The following is a 19,195-nucleotide window of genomic DNA, read 5'->3' on the forward strand; positions in this document are numbered from 1 at the left end:
ATATTTGGGGAGAGCAGGTATGAAAGGTAAGGTGTGCGTGTTTGGCTCGTTCAATCTGGATATCGTCTCGCACATGCAGCGCTTTCCGGCACCCGGCGAGTCGTTGATTGCCCAGCACAGTATGATGGGGCCGGGCGGCAAGGGCGCCAATCAGGCGATGGCGGCGATGCGGGCCGGGGCGCGGGTGCACTATATCGGCAAGGTCGGGCGGGATGATTTCGGCTCCTACGCCCGTCGCCATCTGGAACACAGCGGTTTTGACGCCATCACCCTGTTCACCTGCAAGGAAAAACCGACCGGCAACGCGCTGATTTATGTGGCGGGCGACGACGCCGAGAACATGATTTCGGTCTACCCCGGCGCCAATCTCACCGTCACCGCCGTCGAAGTCGCCCGCTGTCGGCCGACGGTGGCGGCGGCAGACATCCTTTTGATGCAACTGGAAAATAATCTGAGCGCCATTCAGCGCATGATGGACACCGCCCGCGAGGCGGGCACCTACGTCATCGTCAACCCGGCGCCGTGGCAGAAGGTCAGCAACGCTTTTCTGCGTCACGTCGATCTGCTCACCCCCAACAGCACCGAAGCAGCTCAACTCACCGGCGTCGCCGTCAGTGACTGGGACAGCGCCCAACGCGCCGCCGAGGTGCTGCACGACAAGGGCGTGGCGACACTGCTGATTACGCTGGGCACGCAGGGCGCGCTGCTGTCCACCGGCGACAGTCTGGCGCGTATTCCGGTATTCCCGGCGCAACCGAAAGACACCACCGGCGCGGGCGATGCCTTCAACGGCGCGCTGGCGGCCCGGCTGGCGGCGGGGGAAGCGCTGGCCGAGGCGGCGCTGTTCGCCTCCGCCTACGCGGCGGTGTGCGTTGAACGGGAAGGCGCAGCCAACGCCATGCCGCTCTACGCCGATGCGCTGGCGCGCCTGCAAGCCTGGCCGGCGCTGGCAATCGAGTGGCTGCGCGGCGGAGCGACCGCGTCGGATAGCGTTATTGCTGATACAGAAAACGACACAGCTGAAACGCCATAAAAATCATGTAGCAGCCGATCAGGCTATCGATGATGCGCCAGGTTAGCGGGTTGGAGAAATAGCGCGAGCAGGCGGCGGCCGTGTAGCCGATGGTGTAGAACCAGATCAACGACGCGCTGATGGAGCCGGCCAGATAAAACAGTTTCAGGTCGGGGGCGATGCCGGAGGAAATGCCGCCGATGATCGCCACCGTGTCCAGATAGACATGTGGATTCAGCAGGCTGACCGCCAGACAGGCGCCGATCACCGTGCGCCGGCGGCGCAGGCCGTCGCCCTGCGTGGTGAGCGTCAGCTGATTGTTGCCGCGCCAGGCGCTTTTCAGCGCGTTATAACCGTACCACAGCAGAAACAGCACCCCGGCCAGCGTCAGCGCGGTGATCGCCGGTTTGCTGTCGTTGATGATTTTGCCAAGACCCAGCACGCCGAGCGTCATCAGCGCCATATCGCATAAAAAGCACACCGAACTGACCCAGAACACGTGCTCCCGGCGCATCCCCTGACGCAACACGAACGAATTCTGCGCGCCGATCGCGACGATCAAACCGGCACTGGTCATAAAACCGGTGATAAAAACAGGCATTGGCATGGTTTCTCTTTAATCCCTAATGAATCAATAACGTGAGGAATGAGGCCGGGGCGGGCATTATTCCCCGCGTCCGGCGCTCGGCGTGCATCATTGATAAATTACGGCGCTAAGGCCAATGAATAGATTTAATCGGCAATCAGTTTTTTTAATAATATATATTATTACAGCGATAGTAATATGTTGATAAGAAGAATTTTGTGGGGTATCAAAACGAAATTTTAAGATGATGCAATCCTGATGTGTTTATTTCAGCTGAATAGTCTCCTGCGCAGATCCATTCTTCTATACGTTCAGAAATACTCTGATCTGAAAGTTTATGTCGGCCACGAATAGCACACTCCCATATAAGCAAAATACTCCATCCACCAGAAGTTAATTCTTCATTATTCCTTCTGTCTCTGGTGACATTCTGGCCTATTTTTTCTAACCAGAACTCAGTTCTTGTTGCGGGGACTTTGAATAGATAACAGTTATGATGATGCCAGAAACAACCATGAGTGAAGATGACTTTGTGATATTCATCGATTACGAAATCAGGCCTTCCCGGCATATCTTTAACCTGGGTTCGAAATTCGAACCCAAGTTGAACGAGTATATCGGATATTTTTAATTCAATGGCTGTGTCATGATTGCGAATCGCTTTCATGTTTTTTCTGCGAATTTCTGGTTTATGAACATCAGCCATTTTTTATCAAATCTCCTTTTTTTCTGTATTTTCGATAGCCTTTTCGATATATGGTTTTAGTAATTTAGCTACAGCAGAAAATACGGGTACTACAACAGAATTACCAAACTGGCGGTATGCTTGTGTATCAGAAACAGGGATTTTAAATTCAGACTTCCCGGGTTTCTCAAAGCCCATGAGACGTGCGCATTCTCTGGGGGTCAGACGGCGCGGACGCTTGTCCTGGTTTAGGCTATTATCGAAATCTTTTTCACCTAGTTCTTTATCCCAGCCTCTGTCTATCAGAATTTCTGAGCCATCTTTATGATAGCGTGCCGATAGAGTTCGTGCTGTGCTATTTTTATCATGCGGATTTACGAGACCAAAACCAAAGCCATTTCCTTTAGCCTGATGTTTCTTTGCGTAATTATAAAGATACTTCCATAGTAATGGTGTTAATATATATTTACTATCTATGTTATTATCTAATAGTTCAGACAGCGTTGGGCGGCTTTCTGGTATGAGTTTTTTAATGTCTTTTAGTGTAAAGCCTTTGTGTATATTCATATCTTTTCTGAATCCAACTAATACAATACGCTCTCTATGTTGAGGAAGGAAATTTTTTCCATCAATAATTTTAGGATCATCCGAGCCAATGTGTTCTGAATCAGCTACGATATAACCAAGTTCATTCAACGTTTCCATAATAATCCGAAACGTTTTTCCCTTATCATGACTTTTTAAGTTTTTTACATTTTCGAGAAGGAAAATAGCCGGCTTCTTAGATGCAATAATTCGTGCAACATCAAAAAAGAGAGTGCCCTGCGTTTCACATTCAAACCCATGTGCTCTGCCCAGCGAGTTTTTCTTAGATACGCCCGCAAGAGAGAACGGCTGACATGGAAATCCAGCCAGCAGAACGTCATGGTCGGGTATTTCCTGATCAATGTTTTGGTAAGCTTGTTGCTCGCTTATCGTCTGATCATTACTCAACGTGATATCCCGAATGTCATTATTAAATTTATGGTTTTTGGGGTTGCAAAACCAATTCGCTTTGTAAGTTCTTACTGCGTCTTTGTTCCATTCACTAGTAAAAACGCACTCTCCCCCGATCTCTTCAAATCCTTTTCTAATACCACCAATACCGGCAAAAAGGTCAATGAAACGAAAATGATAGTGTGGATGACATGCCGGAGGCGATGGCAGTAATCCCTTGAGTTTTATGATCTCCGCATTTGTAAACGGTTTTGGTGCTGCTTTGCCATTCAACCACCGATTCAATGTTTCTCTGGTCCAGTCGTTTTGTCCAACAGAGCGTAAAACAGCAGCGATGTACTTCTGGTCATAGATCTCAACAAGTTGATCTATAAGTGTTTTATCTTCTTCAAGTTTTTGTATCTGATCTTGCTCATGTTGTTCAAGTAGTTCTTGTGGGACTAATTCCAACTGACTCATAACATTACGCCATTTTAAAAGGGAATTTTGAGTGATAGCTTATCACTCAATTGACCCAGAGGAAAGACTGTGGGTGTATAAATATACAGTTATGGAATTATCGTCTGAAAAAAGTGTGAAATTTATGATGCCATCTGAATCTAACCGTGTGTTTACTCGCATTATTTTGATGGAATCATATTTTTTGTGATGGCATTATAAAATTACAAAGCCAATTATCTTTTTCATGGGAGAGTGGTGTGGCTAGTGGAATGACTCGCTTATCTGAGCTGATGAAGAGCCTTGGAGTTACAAGAATTATTGTTAAGCCTTTGGCTAACAACGATAATTCAAAACAACAAATATATTTTGGAAAAGACTTCAGTGTGATAAAAGGCTTACCTTTATGGAATATCGTTAGTTCGGGACTTTCTGAAAAAGGTGCTATATTTAAAGCGAAAATAGATTGGTTCTGGTTATCGTTTGATGGTTCAACTGAACAAGCTAAAGGCGCCCAAATTATATTATATCCAGACTATCCAGAAGTGCGTCTTTCAGGCATCCTTCAGGGATGCTCTACTGCCCCGTCTCATTTGATGCGTCCTCCAACTGGAGAGGAGCGGCAGCAGCGTATAAATAGTAATCGCTATCTTGTTATGGGTATTGGTAAAGGCCGAGTCTTATCCTATGTTAGTGCATGGGATGACGAGCTGTCTTGTGAATTAAAATATCTTATAGAGAATAGTGTTCTTCGCTCTGTTTTTTCTGTATTTTATGAGTATTACTATTTACTACAGGATAGCCGACACATTCTCATTAAAAATCTTAAAGAGATTTATAATATGGGCTATGTACGTTCACAGCGAATGAATTATTTAGGTTCAATAATACCATATAAAGCACAAAATGGTGCAGGCTTAACGCTGGAAAGTCTGTTCAATATAATCCCCAATGGCCGTTCTGAGCCTGATTTTATGGACTGGGAACTTAAAGCCCATTCTGGCAGTGTAGTAACATTGATGACTCCAGAACCTGATTCAGGATTATATCTTTCTGATATTTATGGGTTTATGAATAGTTACGGTAGCAGTAAGAAGCCTGAACGTATAGATTTTACAGGGATGCATAAAGTATCAGAGTATAATCAAAAAACCGGCCTGACTTTATGCATTGATGGCTATGATATTCACGCGGATAAAATTATTGATCCGGAAGGCGGTATTTTTCTAAAAAATACAAGTGGAATAATTGCCGCTGGATGGAGTTTTAGTAAAATAATCGATCACTGGAGGCGTAAGCATAGCAAAACATGTTTTGTTTCCTATGATAAGTTATCCGGTGAGCATCCTGAATATCACTTCGGGCCAAATGTTACTTTGGCTGAGGGTAATAATATTAAAAAGTTCATTTCTGCATTTTTTACGAATAAAATATATTATGATCCGGGTGTTAATATTAAATATAATAATGAAGAGTGGAGGGCTAAAAAGAGGAATCAGTTTAGAATGAAATGGAAGGATGTTGGAGATATATATGATAATATAGAAAATATTAATATCAGTGAACTCTGATACGAATTATATAATCAATTATATTTTGATGCATCAATTGCACCCCCCGTCCAAACCCAGTAGGGTAACGGGTACGAAAAACGTGCGGCGGCGGCCTGCCGCGCACTCCACGCCTTTCATCTTCGGACATTATTTTGAACGCTGCTGTTACCTCTCAGAGCGCGGGATCCGCCGTCGACGGATTACCGATGCCGGCGCGTATCGGCGCCATTTTCGCTATTGCCTTCGGCATCGCTATGGCGGTGCTGGACGGGGCGCTGGTCAACGTGGCGCTGCCTACCATCGCCGCCGATTTCAACACCAGCCCGGCGTCGTCGATCTGGATCGTCAACGCCTATCAGCTGGCGATCACCATGACGTTGCTGTCGCTGTCGTCGCTTGGCGATATCGTCGGTTATCGCCGCGTCTATCTGGTGGGACTGGTGCTGTTTACGCTGATGTCGGTGGTGTGCGCGCTGGCGGATTCGCTGCCGACGCTGACGCTGGCGCGCATTCTGCAAGGGCTGGCGGCCGCGGCGCTGATGAGCGTCAACACCGCGCTGATCCGGTTGATTTACCCCAAAGTCCGGCTCGGGCGCGGCATGGCGATCAACTCGCTGGTGGTGGCGGTGTCCACCGCCGCCGGGCCGACCGTCGCGGCGGGAATTCTGGGCGTGGCGTCGTGGCAGTGGCTGTTCGCCATCAACGTGCCGTTCGGTATTGTGGCGCTGCTGCTGGGCTGGCGTTTCCTGCCGCGTAACGACGGGGTGAGGGCGCAGCGCTTCGACACCCCGAGCGCGTTGCTGAACGCGCTGACTTTCGGGCTGTTTTTCATTGCGCTGGGCGGATTTGCTCACGGTCAAAATCTGTGGCTGGTGCTGGGCGAACTGGCGCTGACGCTGCTGGTGGGCGGCTATTTCTTCCGGCGGCAACTGAATCAGTCTTACCCGCTGCTGCCGGTGGACTTGCTGCGCATCCCGGTGTTTGCGTTGTCGATGGGCACGTCGATCGGTTCGTTCTGCGCCCAGATGCTGGCGATGGTGTCGCTGCCGTTCTATTTCCAGAGCGCGCTGGGGATGAATGAAATCGAAACCGGCCTGCTGCTCACCCCCTGGCCGCTGGCGATCATGGCGACGGCGCCGCTGGCGGGGCGCTGGCTTGAACGCGTTAACGCCGGGGTATTGTGCACCATCGGGCTGTCGTTGTTCGCGCTGGGATTGTTCTCGCTGGCCTGGCTGCCGGCTTCGCCGGGCTATCTGGATATCTGCCTGCGGATGGTGCTGTGCGGCATCGGTTTCGGGCTGTTCCAGTCACCGAATAATCACACCATCATCAGCGCGGCGCCCCGTCATCGCAGCGGCGGCGCCAGCGGTATGCTGGGCACGGCCCGGCTGGTGGGGCAGACCGCCGGCGCGGCGCTGGTGGCGCTGATGTTCAACCTGTTCGGCGCGCAAGGCACCCATGCATCGCTGATCGCCGCCGGGATATTCGCCACGCTGGCCGCCGTGGTCAGCGGTCAGCGGATTTCGCGTCTGGCTTCGTCCTGAGGTGTGTCAACGGCAGGTAAATGCGCCAATAGGTGACGGATGCAACCGCTGGTGGCAGGGAAAGGATGATTTGATCCATTCCCTGCCTTTTCTTAGCGATATACCAGCTGTAATAGCATGGTCACCAGATCGGTTTGGATATACGCGTTGTGGTCAGGATATTCCCTTCGCTTAGCGGTTTCATTATCAATCACGCTGGCGTCAGTACGTATATTCCACATTTTTCCCCTGGCAGGTAGCGGGTTGGGCTGTGCGGCCGTATCAAAATCTTCTCTTAATCCAGGGCAGAGGGGGGAGTTATTGAGCGCCGCTTTTGACTGCTCCGTTAATGGATAGCGGGTTAACAGCACGCATTGGGTTAGCGGTGGGCGTTTGTTCAACCGTGGCTTGGCTCCATAAGTCAGAACGCTGAAGTGATAGGGCTCCGCTGTGGTCCAGACGGGTTGAATGGCGCTGAACAATTTTTCCCACGGCGCGCATTGAGACGGCGTATTTTTATCCGGTGAACAAAACTGCACGCCGAGCTGGTGCGTGATGCGCTCCGTCGTATGACCTAAGGTTTTTATATTGGAGAACCCCCAGGGAGCGAGGTATCCCATTCTATGAGCCCAGGGATAATAGACTTTGGTCGCGGTGTCTTCCTTTGAAGTCAGGTTGAGCCATATTGGGTAGTCAGGCTGCGATGAGAGCTGATCCGGGCGATAGGCATCGTCGAACGTGGTGGAATCGACGGCGGCGTTAATCGTGACCAGTAACGTATTATCGCCGAGGGTCTGAGCGTTATGGACCAGACCCGGCAAAAATGCGCGTGCGATCATTCGACCGCCAAGCGAATGTCCCATGACAATCATATGATTGTCGGCGTTGGCTTTACGCATGGTGTCGGCCAGTTCTGTCAAATCCTGCTTTAAACCCCGGCCGTGATGATTGATAGCCGCTCCCCGGCTGCCGATGACGTCGGCAACGTTAGCCCGGTTACCAATCGTTTGAAAATTAAATGCCCCTTTGTATATCTCACCTTGCCAGCCGACATAAATACCCAGCACCTCAACATCTTTTTTGCCAAGCTGTTGCAGCCCGCCGACATAGCGAGCCAGCAGATTATCGAACTGGATAAGATTACTGTCTTTCGGGGCGGCATTATGGTGCCAGCCATGAATATAAACGGCGATCAGTATATTTTTTCCGCTATCGACCTTTTGTTGAATATATCCCTTAATTGCCTTGAGTTGTTGCGGGTCTCTGAGAGAACCATCCACTGCGTTGTATTCAAGGTAGCTCTTTTGGAAGGCGGTCATGGTACGTGTGTTGGTAATGATATTATCAGGGCATTTAGCATTCCTGTTGTTGGTGTCTATAGTGCAATACTTTGTTTGAATAAAATTGGTCAACTCCTCTTTGGCACACACGCCGCTTTTACATACGTGTTGCCATTGTTTATCCGGGATTGTATTAACACAACCGGCTAACAGCAGACAAGAGGTAATAAATATGAATAATAACGAGCGGTATTGAGTGGTAGTCAGCATAGTCGTCTTCCTCACCTGCAATGAATTAATATGAATGGAAAAAATGAAATAATTTCTGCGTTTATTAATATGCTATTTTTTGTGCCGCTGAGATCTCCTGTTGTCGGGGTTTTTAAATTTAGACTATATGCTTTTTGTTTTTTATCCATTGGCGTGAGGTATGATTACTTCCATCAAAACAGAGTTTTTTTTTATTTATTTTTCATAATGTTTAGATTGAACGTTGGCTTTAATGTTGATATGTCTTTGGGGGGTGAGAAGTGAGGCGTTAGCGGGAGTTTTGTAAATGCATTTGATTTTAAATGATTTTTTTAGTTTTAATTTTATTGGTGAGGTTAATATAAATTAACCATCAGCGAGTTATTTTTATTCCTGATTTTTATATGCGCTGTTTTGCTTTCCTTTCCTTCTCTCGTAACGCTGTTTTCGCAAAACAAGAAATAACCTCCCCTTATCGATAATCACGCAAATGGTGCAGGCTGGTGGGTTTTTGCACTGAAATAGTACCCGGCGTTGTCAATGCGGCGTCGGCAGCGGCTTGCCGCGTAATCAATACCATTCATTTTTATTATTGTCTGGACAAATGAATCCAGCTGTTATCGGTGGTTTCTCTTTTTGAGAAAGTGTGTGTCGAAAATCGGTAACGGTAATAATCCTTATCTGGCGCTGCTCTTGCAACGTAACGGACGAATGTTTTTGTTGGTGACCATTTTTATTCGTCCTTTATTGTGGTGGAGAACAGCATGGCTCGTAATCTGGCAAGACATATCCGTCAATATGCATTAACCGCGTTACTGGCAGGTTTTGCCTGCGCCAGTTATGCCGGCAAACAAAATGACACGCTGGTTTACGCCTCCGACAGCGAGGTGGAAAACGTCAGCCCGTACCACAATAACATGCGCGAAGGGGTGATTCTGGCGCATCTCGCCTGGGATACGCTGATCTATCGCGATCCGAAAACCGGGGAATATAAAGGTGAACTGGCGACCGACTGGAAATGGGAGTCGCCGACGGTGTTGCTGCTGCATCTGCGTAAAGGCGTGACTTTCCATAATGGCGATGCCTTTAGCGCCGATGATGTGGTGTATACCTTTCAGAGTATCGCCGGGCCGAATACCGCCTCGGTGATCCCGCAAAGCGTCGATTGGATCGACCATGTGGAAAAAGTCGATGACTACAGCGTGCGTCTGCATCTGAAAAAACCGTTCCCGGCGGCGCTGGAATACCTCTCCGGCCCGACGCCGATTTACCCCGCCAAATATTTCCAGCAGGTGAAGCTGGAGGGCTTTAGCAAAGCGCCTGTCGGCACCGGCCCGTACAAAATCGTCAAGGTGACGCCGGGGCAGGGCGTGTCGATGGTGAAAAACCCGGACTATTTCAAAGACAGTCCGATCGGGCAGCCGAAAATCGGCAAGCTGCAGTTTGTTGTGATCCGCGACCCGGAAGCGCGCGTAGCCCAGTTGATGACCGGCCAGGTGGACTGGATCTGGCGCGTGGCGTCGGATCAGGTGGAATCGCTGTCCGCCATGCCGAACATTGCGGTGAAAAGCGGCGAAACCATGCGCGTCGGCTTTCTGGAGCTGAACACTAACGCCAGCGGCCCGGAAGGCGCGCCGTTCAAAGACGTGCGCGTGCGTCAGGCCATCAATTACGCCGTCAACCGCCAGGCGATGGTGGATAATCTGGTGCGCGGCGGCAGCAAACCGGTGTATTCCGCCTGCTTCCGCACCCAGACCGCCTGCGACGCCAGCCAGGTGATCCAATACCCCTACGACCCGGCCAAAGCCAAACAACTGCTGGCGGAGGCGGGCTACGCCAACGGTTTCGACACCGATCTGTGGGCCTACCGCGAGCGTGATTACGCCGAAGCGATTATCGGCGATCTGCGCAAGGTCGGCATCCGCGCCCGTCTGCACTTCGTGCAATACCCGGTGATGGCTAACGCGCTGGCGTCCGGTCAGGCGCCGCTGGCGTTCAGCACCTGGGGTTCCTTCTCCATCAACGACGCCACTGCGTTCGTTACCCCCTATTTCGGCGGTAAAGGCAGCGATATCTGGAAAGACCCTAGAGTCATCGCCGAACTGGCGAAAGCGGATGAAGTGGTGGACCCGCAGCAGCGCAGCGCGCTGTACGCCGCACTGCTGGGCCGTATTTCGTCGCAGGCGTATATGGCGCCGCTGTTCTCCTATTCCACCCATTACGCCTTTACGTCCGATCTGAACTTCCAGGACTGGCCGGACGAACTGCCGCGCTTCGCCGAAGCGAGCTGGAAGTAACCGCCGTCGGGGAACCGGCCGCGCTTGAGTTGTAAGGAGTTCGCTTATGGTGAAGTACATTTTTCATCGGTTACTGGTGGCGCTGGCGGTGCTGTTCACCGTGGCGGCGGTCAGCTTTTCGCTGCTGCACCTGTCCGGCGATCTGGCGACCGCCATCGCCGGGCCGGACGCCACCGCGGAAACCATCGCCCAGATCCGGGTGCAGAACGGGCTGGATAAGCCGCTGCTGAGCCAGTTTTCCAGCTGGATGTGGTCGGCGCTGCATCTGGATTTTGGTCGCTCGTTCTACTTTGAAAACACGGTGATGGAGCTGGTCGGCCAGCGGATGCCGGTCACCCTCAAGCTGGGCGGCGTATCGCTGCTGCTGGCGCTGACGGTGGCGATCCCGCTCGGGGTGCTGGCGGCGGTGTTCCGCGACACCTGGGTCGATCGCCTTGCCATGCTGGTGTCGGTGCTCGGTCAGGCGATGCCTAATTTCTGGTTCGCTCTGGTGCTGATTCTTATCTTCGCCGTCGGGCTGAAATGGCTGCCGGTGGCGGGTAACGCCAGCTGGCAGAACTTCGTGCTGCCGGCGGTGGCGCTCGGCTACTACGCCATGCCGTCGCTGATGCGCCTGACCCGCTCCGGCATGCTGGACGTGCTCGGCTCCGATTACATCCGTACCGCGCGCGCCAAAGGGTTGAGCGCCTTTAAGGTGGTGGTCAAACACGGCCTGCGCAACGCCATTATTCCGGTAGTGGCGCTGGCGACGGTGGAACTGGGGTTCATGCTCGGCGGCTCGGTGGTGATCGAATCGGTGTTTTCGTTGCAGGGGCTGGGGCAACTGGCGTGGGACTCCATCTCGCGCAACGACTTTCCGGTAGTGCAGGCCATCGTATTGATTATCGCCGTGTTTTATATCGGGCTGACGTTTCTGGCGGATGTGCTTAACGCCGCGCTGGATCCACGACTGCGCAGCAAATAAGGAGCCGTGATGAGAACTGCAATGGCACGACTGGCCGTGATGATGAAAACCGCTCCGCAGCCGGGCCTGCTGCCGGAACCTGGGCCGTGGCGGCGCTGGCAGCGCAAGGTGCTGGGTCACCACGGCATGACGCTGGGGCTGGTGATTCTGGGGGCGATCGTGCTGCTGGCGGTGCTGGCGCCGTTCATCAGCCCGCACGACCCTTACGCGCAGGAGGTCAGCCGCCGGTTGATCCCGCCGGTGTGGCATGAAAAGGGCAGTTGGGAACATTGGCTCGGCACCGACAAGCTGGGGCGGGATTACTTAAGCCGCCTGCTGTACGGCGCGCGGGTGTCGCTGACCATCGGGCTGGTGTCGGTCATGCTGGCGGGCACCATTGGCATTGCGCTCGGGGTGCTGGCGGGCTATTTCGGCGGCCGGGTGGACGCGGCGGTGAGCTATCTCCTCACCGTGCGTCTGTCGATGCCGGTGATTCTGGTGGCGCTGGCGCTGGCCTCGCTGGTGGGCGGTTCGGTCAAGGTGGTGATCATGCTGCTGGGCCTGCTGCTGTGGGACCGCTTTCTGATCGTCTCCCGCTCGGTGACGCGCCAGCTGCGCGAGGCGGAATTTATCGCCGCCGCCCGCACGCTCGGCGCCTCGTCGCTATTCATCATGCTGCGCGAGATTCTGCCCAACCTGCTGGGGCCGCTCACCGTGGTGGCGACGCTGGAGATCGCCCACGCCATTTTGCTGGAGGCGACGCTGTCGTTCCTCGGCCTCGGGGTACAGCCGCCGATGCCGTCCTGGGGACTGATGGTGGCGGAAGGCAAAGCCTACATGTTCTTCCAACCGTGGGTGATTGTGATTCCAGGCGTGGTGCTGGCGCTGCTGGTGCTGAGCATCAATCTGGTGGGTGACGGCCTGCGCGATATTACCGCGCTGGACGGGCGTGCGTAACTAAGAGCCTATTGGGATAGGCGCTAAGGAGGTCGCTATGCATTCTGCTGTTGAGACAAACCCGTCGGCCAGTCGCTCGGACGAGGTGGTGCTGGAAGTGAAGAACCTGCGGGTCGATCTGACGACGCCGCGCGGCACGTTGCACGCGGTGCGCGGCATCGATTTTTCGGTACGGCGCGGCGAAATGCTGTGCCTGGTGGGGGAGTCGGGCTGCGGCAAGTCGATGACCTCGCTGGCGCTGATGGACCTGCTGCCGCGCAACGCGGTGCGCACCGCCGATACGCTGCGCTTTCGGGATACCGACCTGCTGTCGCTGCGCCCGCGTGAACGGACGGCGCTGCGCGGCAACCAGATGGCGATGATCTTTCAGGAGCCGATGACCTCGCTCAACCCGTCGTTCACGCTGGGGGACCAACTGTGCGAAACCCTGCTGGCGCACCGCAAGGTCTCTAAAGCCGAGGCGCGCGAACGGGCGGTGTACCTGATGGATCGCGTCGGCATCCCGATGGCGGCGGAGCGGCTGCGGCAGTACCCGCATCAGCTCTCCGGCGGCCTGCGCCAGCGCATCATGATCGCCATGGCGCTGATGTGCGGCCCGGAACTGATCATCGCCGACGAACCGACGACTGCGCTGGACGTTACCATTCAGGCGCAGATCCTGCGGATGCTGCGTGAACTGCAACAGGAGTTCGGCACCGCGGTTATCTTCATTACTCACGACCTGGGCGTGGTGGCGCGTATCGCCGACCGGGTGGCGGTGATGTACGCCGGGCAGGTGGTGGAAACCGCGCCGGTGATGGAGCTGTTTCACCAGCCGTGTCACCCCTATACCCGCGGGCTGCTGGAATGCATTCCGGTGGCCGGGCGCACCGTGCCGGGTGAGCCGCTGCACGCCATTCCCGGCGTGGTGCCGAGCCTGATCGGCCCGCAGCACGGCTGTGCGTTTCGCAACCGTTGCAGCCAGTGCCGCGATCGCTGCGCGCAGGAAACGCCCTACGTGCCGGTGACTGAGCAGCACGCGGTGCGCTGTGTCGATGCGCTGATGACGGAGGAGCCGGTATGAGCCAGATGGCAGAAGAACGCGGTCGCCCGCTGCCGCACATTCCAGGCAACGACGATATCGCGCTGGAACTGTGCGCGTTAAGCCGGGTGTTTCGCCTTAATCGCGGGCTGTTCTCACGGCCCGGCGAGATCCGCGCGGTGGACAATGTATCGCTGCGCATTCGCCGGGGCGAGACGCTGGGGCTGGTGGGCGAGTCCGGCTGCGGCAAGAGCACGCTGGCGAAAATGCTGCTCGGCCTGCTGCCGCCGACCTCCGGCAACGTGTTGATCGAAGGGCGCGAGATCGACGCCGGCGATCGCCGCGAGCTGGCGTCGCGCATCCAGCCGATCTTTCAGGATCCTTATTCCTCGCTCAATCCGCGCCGCACGGTGGCGGATATCGTAGAGGTGGCGCTGCGGCTGCACGACATCGGAACGCCGGCGGAGCGCAAACAACGGGTGCGCGAGATGCTGGACGTGGTCGGGATGCCGGAACGTACCCACGGCCAGTATCCCGGGCAGCTCTCCGGCGGTCAGCGCCAGCGGGTAGCGATCGCCCGTGCGCTGATCCTGCAGCCGGAGATCCTGATTTGCGACGAGCCGACTTCCGCGCTGGATGTGTCGGTGCAGGCGCAGATCCTCAACCTGTTGCTGACGCTGAAAAAAGAGTTCGGCCTGACCTACCTGTTCATCAGCCACAACCTGTCGGTGGTGGAACATCTGGTGGATCACGTGGCGGTGATGAGCAAAGGCACGATTGTGGAGCAGGGCACCCGCGAGCAGGTATTCGGCGCGCCGCAGCATCCTTATACCCGCGCGCTGCTGGCGTCGGTACTGACGCCGGAGCCGGGGCTGGGCATTCCGGATATTGGGGCGGCGTAAGCCGCAAAGCCGGTATGGCGTGAACAAAAAAGGACAGATGATGACACGTGAAGAGATGATGCAGGCCGCGGCGGCGTATTTCGAATCCGGCGCATTTCGCGACACTCTGGCGCGCCGGGTGGCCTGCCAGACCGAAAGTCAGAACGCGGATCGCGCGCCGGCGCTGATGGCCTACCTGACCGACGAGATGATTCCGTTACTGCAGGAAATGGGGTTCGAGTGCCGGATTGTTCCCAACCCAGTGGCGGACCGTGGGCCATTCCTGCTGGCGCGGCGCATTGAACCGGACGCGGCGCTGACGGTGCTGAGCTACGGTCACGGCGATGTGGTGATGGGGGACGCGTCGCGCTGGCGCAGCGGGCTGTCGCCGTGGGAACTGACGCCGGACGGCAACCGCTGGTACGGGCGCGGCACCGCCGACAACAAAGGCCAGCACACCATCAATCTGGCGGCGCTGGCGCTGGTGCTGGAGGCGCGCGGCGGCCGGCTGGGCTACAACGTGAAGCTGATTCTGGAAATGGGCGAAGAGTGCGGTTCTCCCGGCCTGGAGGCGGTGTGCCAGCAATACCGCGACTGGCTGGCGGCGGACCTGTTTATCGCCTCGGACGGCCCGCGAGTCTCCGCCGACCGGCCGACGTTATTTCTCGGTTCGCGCGGGGTGTTCAACTTCGGCCTGCAACTGACGCTGCGCGACGGCGCGCACCATTCCGGCAACTGGGGCGGGTTGTTAAGCAATCCCGGTATCCGGCTGGCGCACGCCATCGGCTGTCTGGTGGACGCCAACGGCCGTATTCTGGTGCTGGAATTACTGCCGCCGCCGCTGTCGGCGTCGATCCGCAGCGCGTTATCGGATCTGGCTCTTGGCGGCGCGCCGGGCGACCCGGCTATCGATCCGCACTGGGGCGAGCCGGGGTTGAACGCGGCGGAAAAGGTGTACGGCTGGAACACGCTGGATGTGCTGGCGTTCGTTACCGGCAATCCGGACAAACCGGAACACGCCATTCCGCCCAGCGCCCGCGCGCAATGCCATATGCGCTACGTGCCGGGCAGCGATGTCGATAATTTTGCCGGACATATTCGCCGCCGTCTTGATGCCTGCGGGTTCGAGGATGTGGCGATCGTCAAACCGGATAACTGTTTCGAAGCCACCCGCATCGACCCGGACGACCTCTGGGTGCGCTGGGGCGTGGATTCTATCGAACGCTCGGTCGGCAAGCAGGCGGCGGTACTGCCCAACTTCGGCGGCGGCCTGCCCAACGCCTGCTTCCTGCGCACGCTCGGCCTGCCGACGCTGTGGGTGCCGCACTCCTATCCCGCCTGCTCCCAGCACGCCCCCAACGAACACCTGCTGGCGGACGTGGCGCGCGAAGCGCTGCAAATCATGACCGGCCTATTTTGGGATCTGGCGGAAGAGGGCAGCAAGGTGCTGCACTCCCGAAGGCAAGTTGCAGAAATTTAAGTTTCTTAGGTCGGCGACAAACTCGTTAAGTACAGGATTAGGGTGGTTTTCGGGCGTCAAAAACTGTGCTGAGGCGGGCGACTTCGCCGGGTGAGCGGCATGGATGCCGCGAAAGCCCGTGCCGTGCCGGGAGCACGTCACGGGCGGCCCGAACAGCGAAGGCGAACGCCGAAGGGACCGCGTAGCGGCACAGTTTAGCCTCCAGCCAGTGGTCAAGGAGAGGCGGCGTTTGAGCCTCTCCTTGTCGTGCGTGCGATGATATAGCAAAGGAATAATTTGGTTTATTCCGCACGAAATTACGCACTGTACTTTTATAAGCCCACCCTAATATCCCAATAAGCCGCTACCGACCACAGAGAATAATCCACGCCCATCGTATGGGGAGGGTAACCATGCACAATAGCGAAATTCGTTACTTCATGGCGGTGGTGAGTACCGGCTCCATCAGCGCCGCCAGTCAGCAGCTGTTTGTGGCGGTGTCCGCCATCAGCCGGCAGATCCAGCGGCTGGAAACCCGGCTGGGTATGCCGCTGTTTGAACGCAGCACCCGCGGCATGGTATTGAACGACGCCGGGCACATTCTGGCGAATCATGTGCGGCGCAGTATGGCCGACATGGAACTGGCGATGGCGGAAATCGAAGGTATGAAGTCGGCGCGCCAGACTACCCTGCGGGTGGTGTGCACCGACGGTCTGGCGCTCAACCTACTGCCGGCCCTCATGTCGCGCTTTCGCGAACAGCACCCGCGCGTCAATTTTTACCTGACGGTCGGCAGCGCCCGGCAGGTGCCGGAGCTGCTGCGTAACGGCGAATGCGACGTCGCCATCAAGTTCAGTCTGGCGCCGGAGCATGGTGTGGAGGTGTTGGCGTCGTTTCCGGCGCCGGTGCTGGTGTTTATGGCGGCGGACCACCCGCTGGCCAACCGGGATTTCCAACTGGCGGATCTCAACGCCTGGCCGGTGGTGTTGCCGGATCAGTCCGCCACCATTCGGCAACTGTTTGATCTCTCCTGCCGGATGAACAACGTCTTTATCGAACCGGTATTCACCTGTAATCACTTTTCTTCGTTGTACGAGTATGTGCGCAACACGCCGGCGGCGGTCAGCGTGTGCAGTCATTTCTCCATTCTGTGCAGCGCCCGGCGCGACGGCCTGACGATGAAGGCGGTCAATCTGGATCAACTGAGCCAGCGCACGCTGCAACTGCAAACCGAAATGGGGAAACCCCGCACCGCCATTCTCAACAGCTTTTTTACCTTCCTGAAGCAGGCGTTGCAGCAATATGACCTGCAATGCCGGCAGGATTTTGGGCTGCCGCTGCGTTGAGCGGCATCGGTTTTAATGCATCAAATTGTGATTTAATTTTATTTCTATTTTTCGTTTTTATTTTTATTTTAAGTTTCATAAAAATATAAATTGGTTAATTTTTTTAAAAATTAATGGTTAAAAACGCAATTTAAATCAAGTTGGTTTTGTGTAGTATCAGGGGTAAGCGATGACGCGGTTTTCCTGCCGGAAAGCGGTCATCTGATGCCTGATTGACCCACGTTAGCCACCGGAGCCTGACTATGAACCTGGAAAAATTTCCGCGTCACCCCTTAACCTTCGGACCGTCGCCGATTACCCCGATGAAACGCCTGAGTGAATACCTGGGCGGTGATGTGGAGATCTACGCCAAGCGTGAAGACTGCAACAGCGGTCTGGCGTTCGGCGGCAACAAGACCCGCAAGCTGGAGTACCTGATTCCGGAAGCGCTGGCGCAGGGCTGCGACACGCTGGTGTCGATTGGCGGCGTGCAGTCGAACCAGACCCGTCAGGTGGCCGCCGTCGCCGCGCATCTGGGCATGAAATGCATTCTGGTGCAGGAAAACTGGGTGAATTACGCCGACGCGGTGTACGACCGGGTGGGTAATATCGAGCTGTCGCGCATTATGGGCGCCGACGTGCGTCTCGATCCGGCCGGTTTCGACATCGGCATCCGCGAAAGCTGGAAGCAGGCGATGGACGAAGCGGCGCAGAACGGCGGCAAACCGTTCCCGATCCCGGCCGGCTGCTCCGAGCACCCTTACGGCGGTCTGGGTTTTGTTGGCTTCGCTGAAGAAGTGCGCCAGCAGGAAAAAGAGCTGGGCTTCAAATTTGACTACATCGTGGTGTGCTCGGTAACCGGCAGCACCCAGGCCGGCATGGTGGTAGGGTTTGCCGCCGACGGCCGTTCCCGCAATGTGATCGGCATTGACGCCTCCGCCAAGCCGGAAAAAACCAAGGCGCAGATCCTGCGCATCGCGCAGAACACCGCCGGGCTGGTGGAGCTGGGCCGCGAGATCACTGAAGAAGACGTGGTGCTGGATACCCGCTACGGCGGCCCGGAATACGGCTTGCCGAACGACGGCACGCTGGAAGCGATTCGCCTGTGCGCGCGTCTGGAAGGGGTGCTGACCGACCCGGTGTATGAAGGCAAGTCGATGCACGGCATGATCGACATGGTGCGCAACGGCGAATTCCCGAAAGGCTCCAAAGTGCTCTACGCCCACCTCGGCGGCGCGCCGGCATTGAGCGCTTACAGCTATATTTTCCGCAATGGCTGATTGTCGTTGCGACGTACCACGCCGGGAATATCCCGGCGTTGTTGTTTTGTATGCTCGCCTTTAAAACACCAACTGCGTTGTCGACAGCACTTCCCGCAGGCCGATAAAAGAGCGGATCTGACGTACGCCCGGCAGGAACAGTAACTGTTCGGCGTGCAGTTTGTTGAAGCTCTGGTTGTCTTTGGTGCGGATCATCAGGATGTAATCGAACTCGCCGGTGACCACGTGGCACTCCATACAGCCGCTGATTTTCTGCACCGCCGCTTCAAAGTCTTCAAAGCTTTTCGGGGTAGAGCGGTCAAGCACCACGCCGATTAACACCACCATGCCGACATTCAGCGCCTGCGGGTTCAACAGGGCGACATAACCTTTGATCAGCCCTATCTGTTTTAATCGCTCCACCCGGCGCAGGCAGGCCGGGGCGCTGAGCTTGACCTTTTCCGCCAGCGCCACGTTGGAGATGGAGGCGTCGGACTGGAGATAACGCAGGATAGCGAGATCAAAACGGTCAAGATTGAGGCTTTTTTCGTCCGGGCTATCGGCGGCGGCGGTTTTGGTTTTCATGGTGGTTTAATCTCCACTGGAAGTCACATTGACGCAGCAAAATTGCGCATTAGATGAGTATGGCGCAATTTCCTTCAACATAACACCGACTATTTCAGGGCGACGCGCTTGATGGCGGATAAGGGGATGTGCGGACGGCGTAAAAC

Annotated in this window: 16 protein-coding genes; 11 read left to right on the top strand and 5 right to left on the bottom strand. The window is 55.4% G+C overall.

Annotated features, from left to right (window positions below):
* Positions 1 to 19: 19 nt before the first annotated feature.
* Entirely contained in the window at positions 20 to 1,033 is a 1,014-nt protein-coding gene (locus tag DXXMK7_RS02200) for a ribokinase (protein WP_038917660.1), read from the top strand.
* Here DXXMK7_RS02200 and DXXMK7_RS02205 read toward each other — a convergent pair.
* The 3 genes from DXXMK7_RS02205 to DXXMK7_RS02210 form a co-directional block, all read right to left on the bottom strand.
* On the bottom strand, positions 993 to 1,619 hold the full coding sequence (locus tag DXXMK7_RS02205; RefSeq protein ID WP_049842614.1) for a LysE/ArgO family amino acid transporter: 627 nt from the start codon (positions 1,617 to 1,619) through the stop codon (positions 993 to 995). The genes DXXMK7_RS02200 and DXXMK7_RS02205 overlap by 41 nt on opposite strands.
* Before the next feature lie 205 nt (positions 1,620 to 1,824).
* Complete coding sequence (locus DXXMK7_RS21515; RefSeq protein ID WP_071605141.1) at positions 1,825 to 2,304, bottom strand: very short patch repair endonuclease; 480 nt, start codon at positions 2,302 to 2,304, stop codon at positions 1,825 to 1,827.
* A 6-nt stretch (positions 2,305 to 2,310) separates the two neighbouring features.
* Positions 2,311 to 3,738 carry a DNA cytosine methyltransferase gene (locus DXXMK7_RS02210; RefSeq protein ID WP_038917662.1) on the bottom strand — a complete coding sequence of 476 codons (1,428 nt, stop codon included), beginning with the start codon at positions 3,736 to 3,738 and terminating at the stop codon, positions 2,311 to 2,313.
* 239 nt (positions 3,739 to 3,977) lie between these two features.
* On the opposite strand from DXXMK7_RS02210, the gene DXXMK7_RS21520 reads away from it, so the two are divergent.
* Positions 3,978 to 5,288, top strand: a complete 1,311-nt coding sequence (locus DXXMK7_RS21520; RefSeq protein WP_198677313.1) for an MvaI/BcnI family restriction endonuclease — start codon at positions 3,978 to 3,980, stop codon at positions 5,286 to 5,288.
* 188 nt (positions 5,289 to 5,476) lie between these two features.
* A complete protein-coding gene (locus tag DXXMK7_RS02220; RefSeq protein ID WP_049842612.1) occupies positions 5,477 to 6,814 on the top strand; it encodes an MFS transporter in 1,338 nt (445 codons plus the stop codon).
* A gap of 92 nt (positions 6,815 to 6,906) precedes the next feature.
* On the opposite strand, the gene DXXMK7_RS02225 is transcribed toward DXXMK7_RS02220, so the two are convergent.
* Positions 6,907 to 8,343, bottom strand: a complete 1,437-nt coding sequence (locus tag DXXMK7_RS02225) for an alpha/beta hydrolase (protein WP_038917667.1) — start codon at positions 8,341 to 8,343, stop codon at positions 6,907 to 6,909.
* Between the two features lie 743 nt (positions 8,344 to 9,086).
* On the opposite strand from DXXMK7_RS02225, the gene DXXMK7_RS02235 reads away from it, so the two are divergent.
* From DXXMK7_RS02235 to DXXMK7_RS02270, 8 genes are all read left to right on the top strand, one after another.
* Positions 9,087 to 10,619 (top strand): ABC transporter substrate-binding protein, encoded by a 1,533-nt coding sequence (locus DXXMK7_RS02235; protein WP_038917669.1) that lies wholly within the window; start codon positions 9,087 to 9,089, stop codon positions 10,617 to 10,619.
* Positions 10,620 to 10,665: 46 nt separating this feature from the next.
* The gene (locus DXXMK7_RS02240) at positions 10,666 to 11,583 is read left to right on the top strand and encodes an ABC transporter permease (protein ID WP_038917670.1); all 918 of its coding nucleotides are present in this window, start codon (positions 10,666 to 10,668) and stop codon (positions 11,581 to 11,583) included.
* 9 nt (positions 11,584 to 11,592) lie between these two features.
* Complete coding sequence (locus tag DXXMK7_RS02245; protein ID WP_038662855.1) at positions 11,593 to 12,519, top strand: ABC transporter permease; 927 nt, start codon at positions 11,593 to 11,595, stop codon at positions 12,517 to 12,519.
* A 37-nt stretch (positions 12,520 to 12,556) separates the two neighbouring features.
* Positions 12,557 to 13,582, top strand: coding sequence for an ABC transporter ATP-binding protein (locus tag DXXMK7_RS02250; protein ID WP_038917671.1), 1,026 nt, complete (start codon positions 12,557 to 12,559; stop codon positions 13,580 to 13,582).
* On the top strand, positions 13,579 to 14,442 hold the full coding sequence (locus tag DXXMK7_RS02255; RefSeq protein WP_038662849.1) for an ATP-binding cassette domain-containing protein: 864 nt from the start codon (positions 13,579 to 13,581) through the stop codon (positions 14,440 to 14,442). The genes DXXMK7_RS02250 and DXXMK7_RS02255 overlap by 4 nt, the downstream gene beginning before the upstream one ends.
* Before the next feature lie 40 nt (positions 14,443 to 14,482).
* Entirely contained in the window at positions 14,483 to 15,901 is a 1,419-nt protein-coding gene (locus DXXMK7_RS02260; RefSeq protein ID WP_038920778.1) for a M20 family metallopeptidase, read from the top strand.
* Between the two features lie 392 nt (positions 15,902 to 16,293).
* On the top strand, positions 16,294 to 17,226 hold the full coding sequence (locus DXXMK7_RS02265; RefSeq protein WP_038917672.1) for a LysR family transcriptional regulator: 933 nt from the start codon (positions 16,294 to 16,296) through the stop codon (positions 17,224 to 17,226).
* Between the two features lie 242 nt (positions 17,227 to 17,468).
* A complete protein-coding gene (locus tag DXXMK7_RS02270; RefSeq protein ID WP_038917673.1) occupies positions 17,469 to 18,485 on the top strand; it encodes a 1-aminocyclopropane-1-carboxylate deaminase in 1,017 nt (338 codons plus the stop codon).
* Positions 18,486 to 18,545: 60 nt separating this feature from the next.
* Here the strand turns inward: DXXMK7_RS02270 and DXXMK7_RS02275 are convergent, their stop codons facing one another.
* A complete protein-coding gene (locus DXXMK7_RS02275) occupies positions 18,546 to 19,049 on the bottom strand; it encodes an Lrp/AsnC family transcriptional regulator (protein WP_033568499.1) in 504 nt (167 codons plus the stop codon).
* Positions 19,050 to 19,195 lie beyond the last annotated feature (146 nt).

The organism is Dickeya sp. MK7, assembly GCF_000406305.1.
Taxonomy (GTDB): domain Bacteria; phylum Pseudomonadota; class Gammaproteobacteria; order Enterobacterales; family Enterobacteriaceae; genus Dickeya; species Dickeya fangzhongdai.

What these genes read in the sequence shown, in the direction of transcription:
- DXXMK7_RS02235 (WP_038917669.1), top strand. Translation starts at nt 9,087, where the DNA reads ATGGCTCGTAATCTGGCAAGACATATCCGTCAATATGCATTAACCGCG.
- DXXMK7_RS02250 (WP_038917671.1), top strand. Translation starts at nt 12,557, where the DNA reads ATGCATTCTGCTGTTGAGACAAACCCGTCGGCCAGTCGCTCGGACGAG.
- DXXMK7_RS02270 (WP_038917673.1), top strand. Translation starts at nt 17,469, where the DNA reads ATGAACCTGGAAAAATTTCCGCGTCACCCCTTAACCTTCGGACCGTCG.
- DXXMK7_RS02220 (WP_049842612.1), top strand. Translation starts at nt 5,477, where the DNA reads ATGCCGGCGCGTATCGGCGCCATTTTCGCTATTGCCTTCGGCATCGCT.
- DXXMK7_RS02225 (WP_038917667.1), bottom strand. Translation starts at nt 8,343, where the DNA reads ATGCTGACTACCACTCAATACCGCTCGTTATTATTCATATTTATTACC.
- DXXMK7_RS02275 (WP_033568499.1), bottom strand. Translation starts at nt 19,049, where the DNA reads ATGAAAACCAAAACCGCCGCCGCCGATAGCCCGGACGAAAAAAGCCTC.
- DXXMK7_RS02200 (WP_038917660.1), top strand. Translation starts at nt 20, where the DNA reads ATGAAAGGTAAGGTGTGCGTGTTTGGCTCGTTCAATCTGGATATCGTC.
- DXXMK7_RS02205 (WP_049842614.1), bottom strand. Translation starts at nt 1,619, where the DNA reads ATGCCAATGCCTGTTTTTATCACCGGTTTTATGACCAGTGCCGGTTTG.
- DXXMK7_RS02240 (WP_038917670.1), top strand. Translation starts at nt 10,666, where the DNA reads ATGGTGAAGTACATTTTTCATCGGTTACTGGTGGCGCTGGCGGTGCTG.
- DXXMK7_RS21515 (WP_071605141.1), bottom strand. Translation starts at nt 2,304, where the DNA reads ATGGCTGATGTTCATAAACCAGAAATTCGCAGAAAAAACATGAAAGCG.
- DXXMK7_RS02265 (WP_038917672.1), top strand. Translation starts at nt 16,294, where the DNA reads ATGCACAATAGCGAAATTCGTTACTTCATGGCGGTGGTGAGTACCGGC.
- DXXMK7_RS02210 (WP_038917662.1), bottom strand. Translation starts at nt 3,738, where the DNA reads ATGAGTCAGTTGGAATTAGTCCCACAAGAACTACTTGAACAACATGAG.
- DXXMK7_RS02255 (WP_038662849.1), top strand. Translation starts at nt 13,579, where the DNA reads ATGAGCCAGATGGCAGAAGAACGCGGTCGCCCGCTGCCGCACATTCCA.
- DXXMK7_RS02260 (WP_038920778.1), top strand. Translation starts at nt 14,483, where the DNA reads ATGACACGTGAAGAGATGATGCAGGCCGCGGCGGCGTATTTCGAATCC.
- DXXMK7_RS02245 (WP_038662855.1), top strand. Translation starts at nt 11,593, where the DNA reads ATGAGAACTGCAATGGCACGACTGGCCGTGATGATGAAAACCGCTCCG.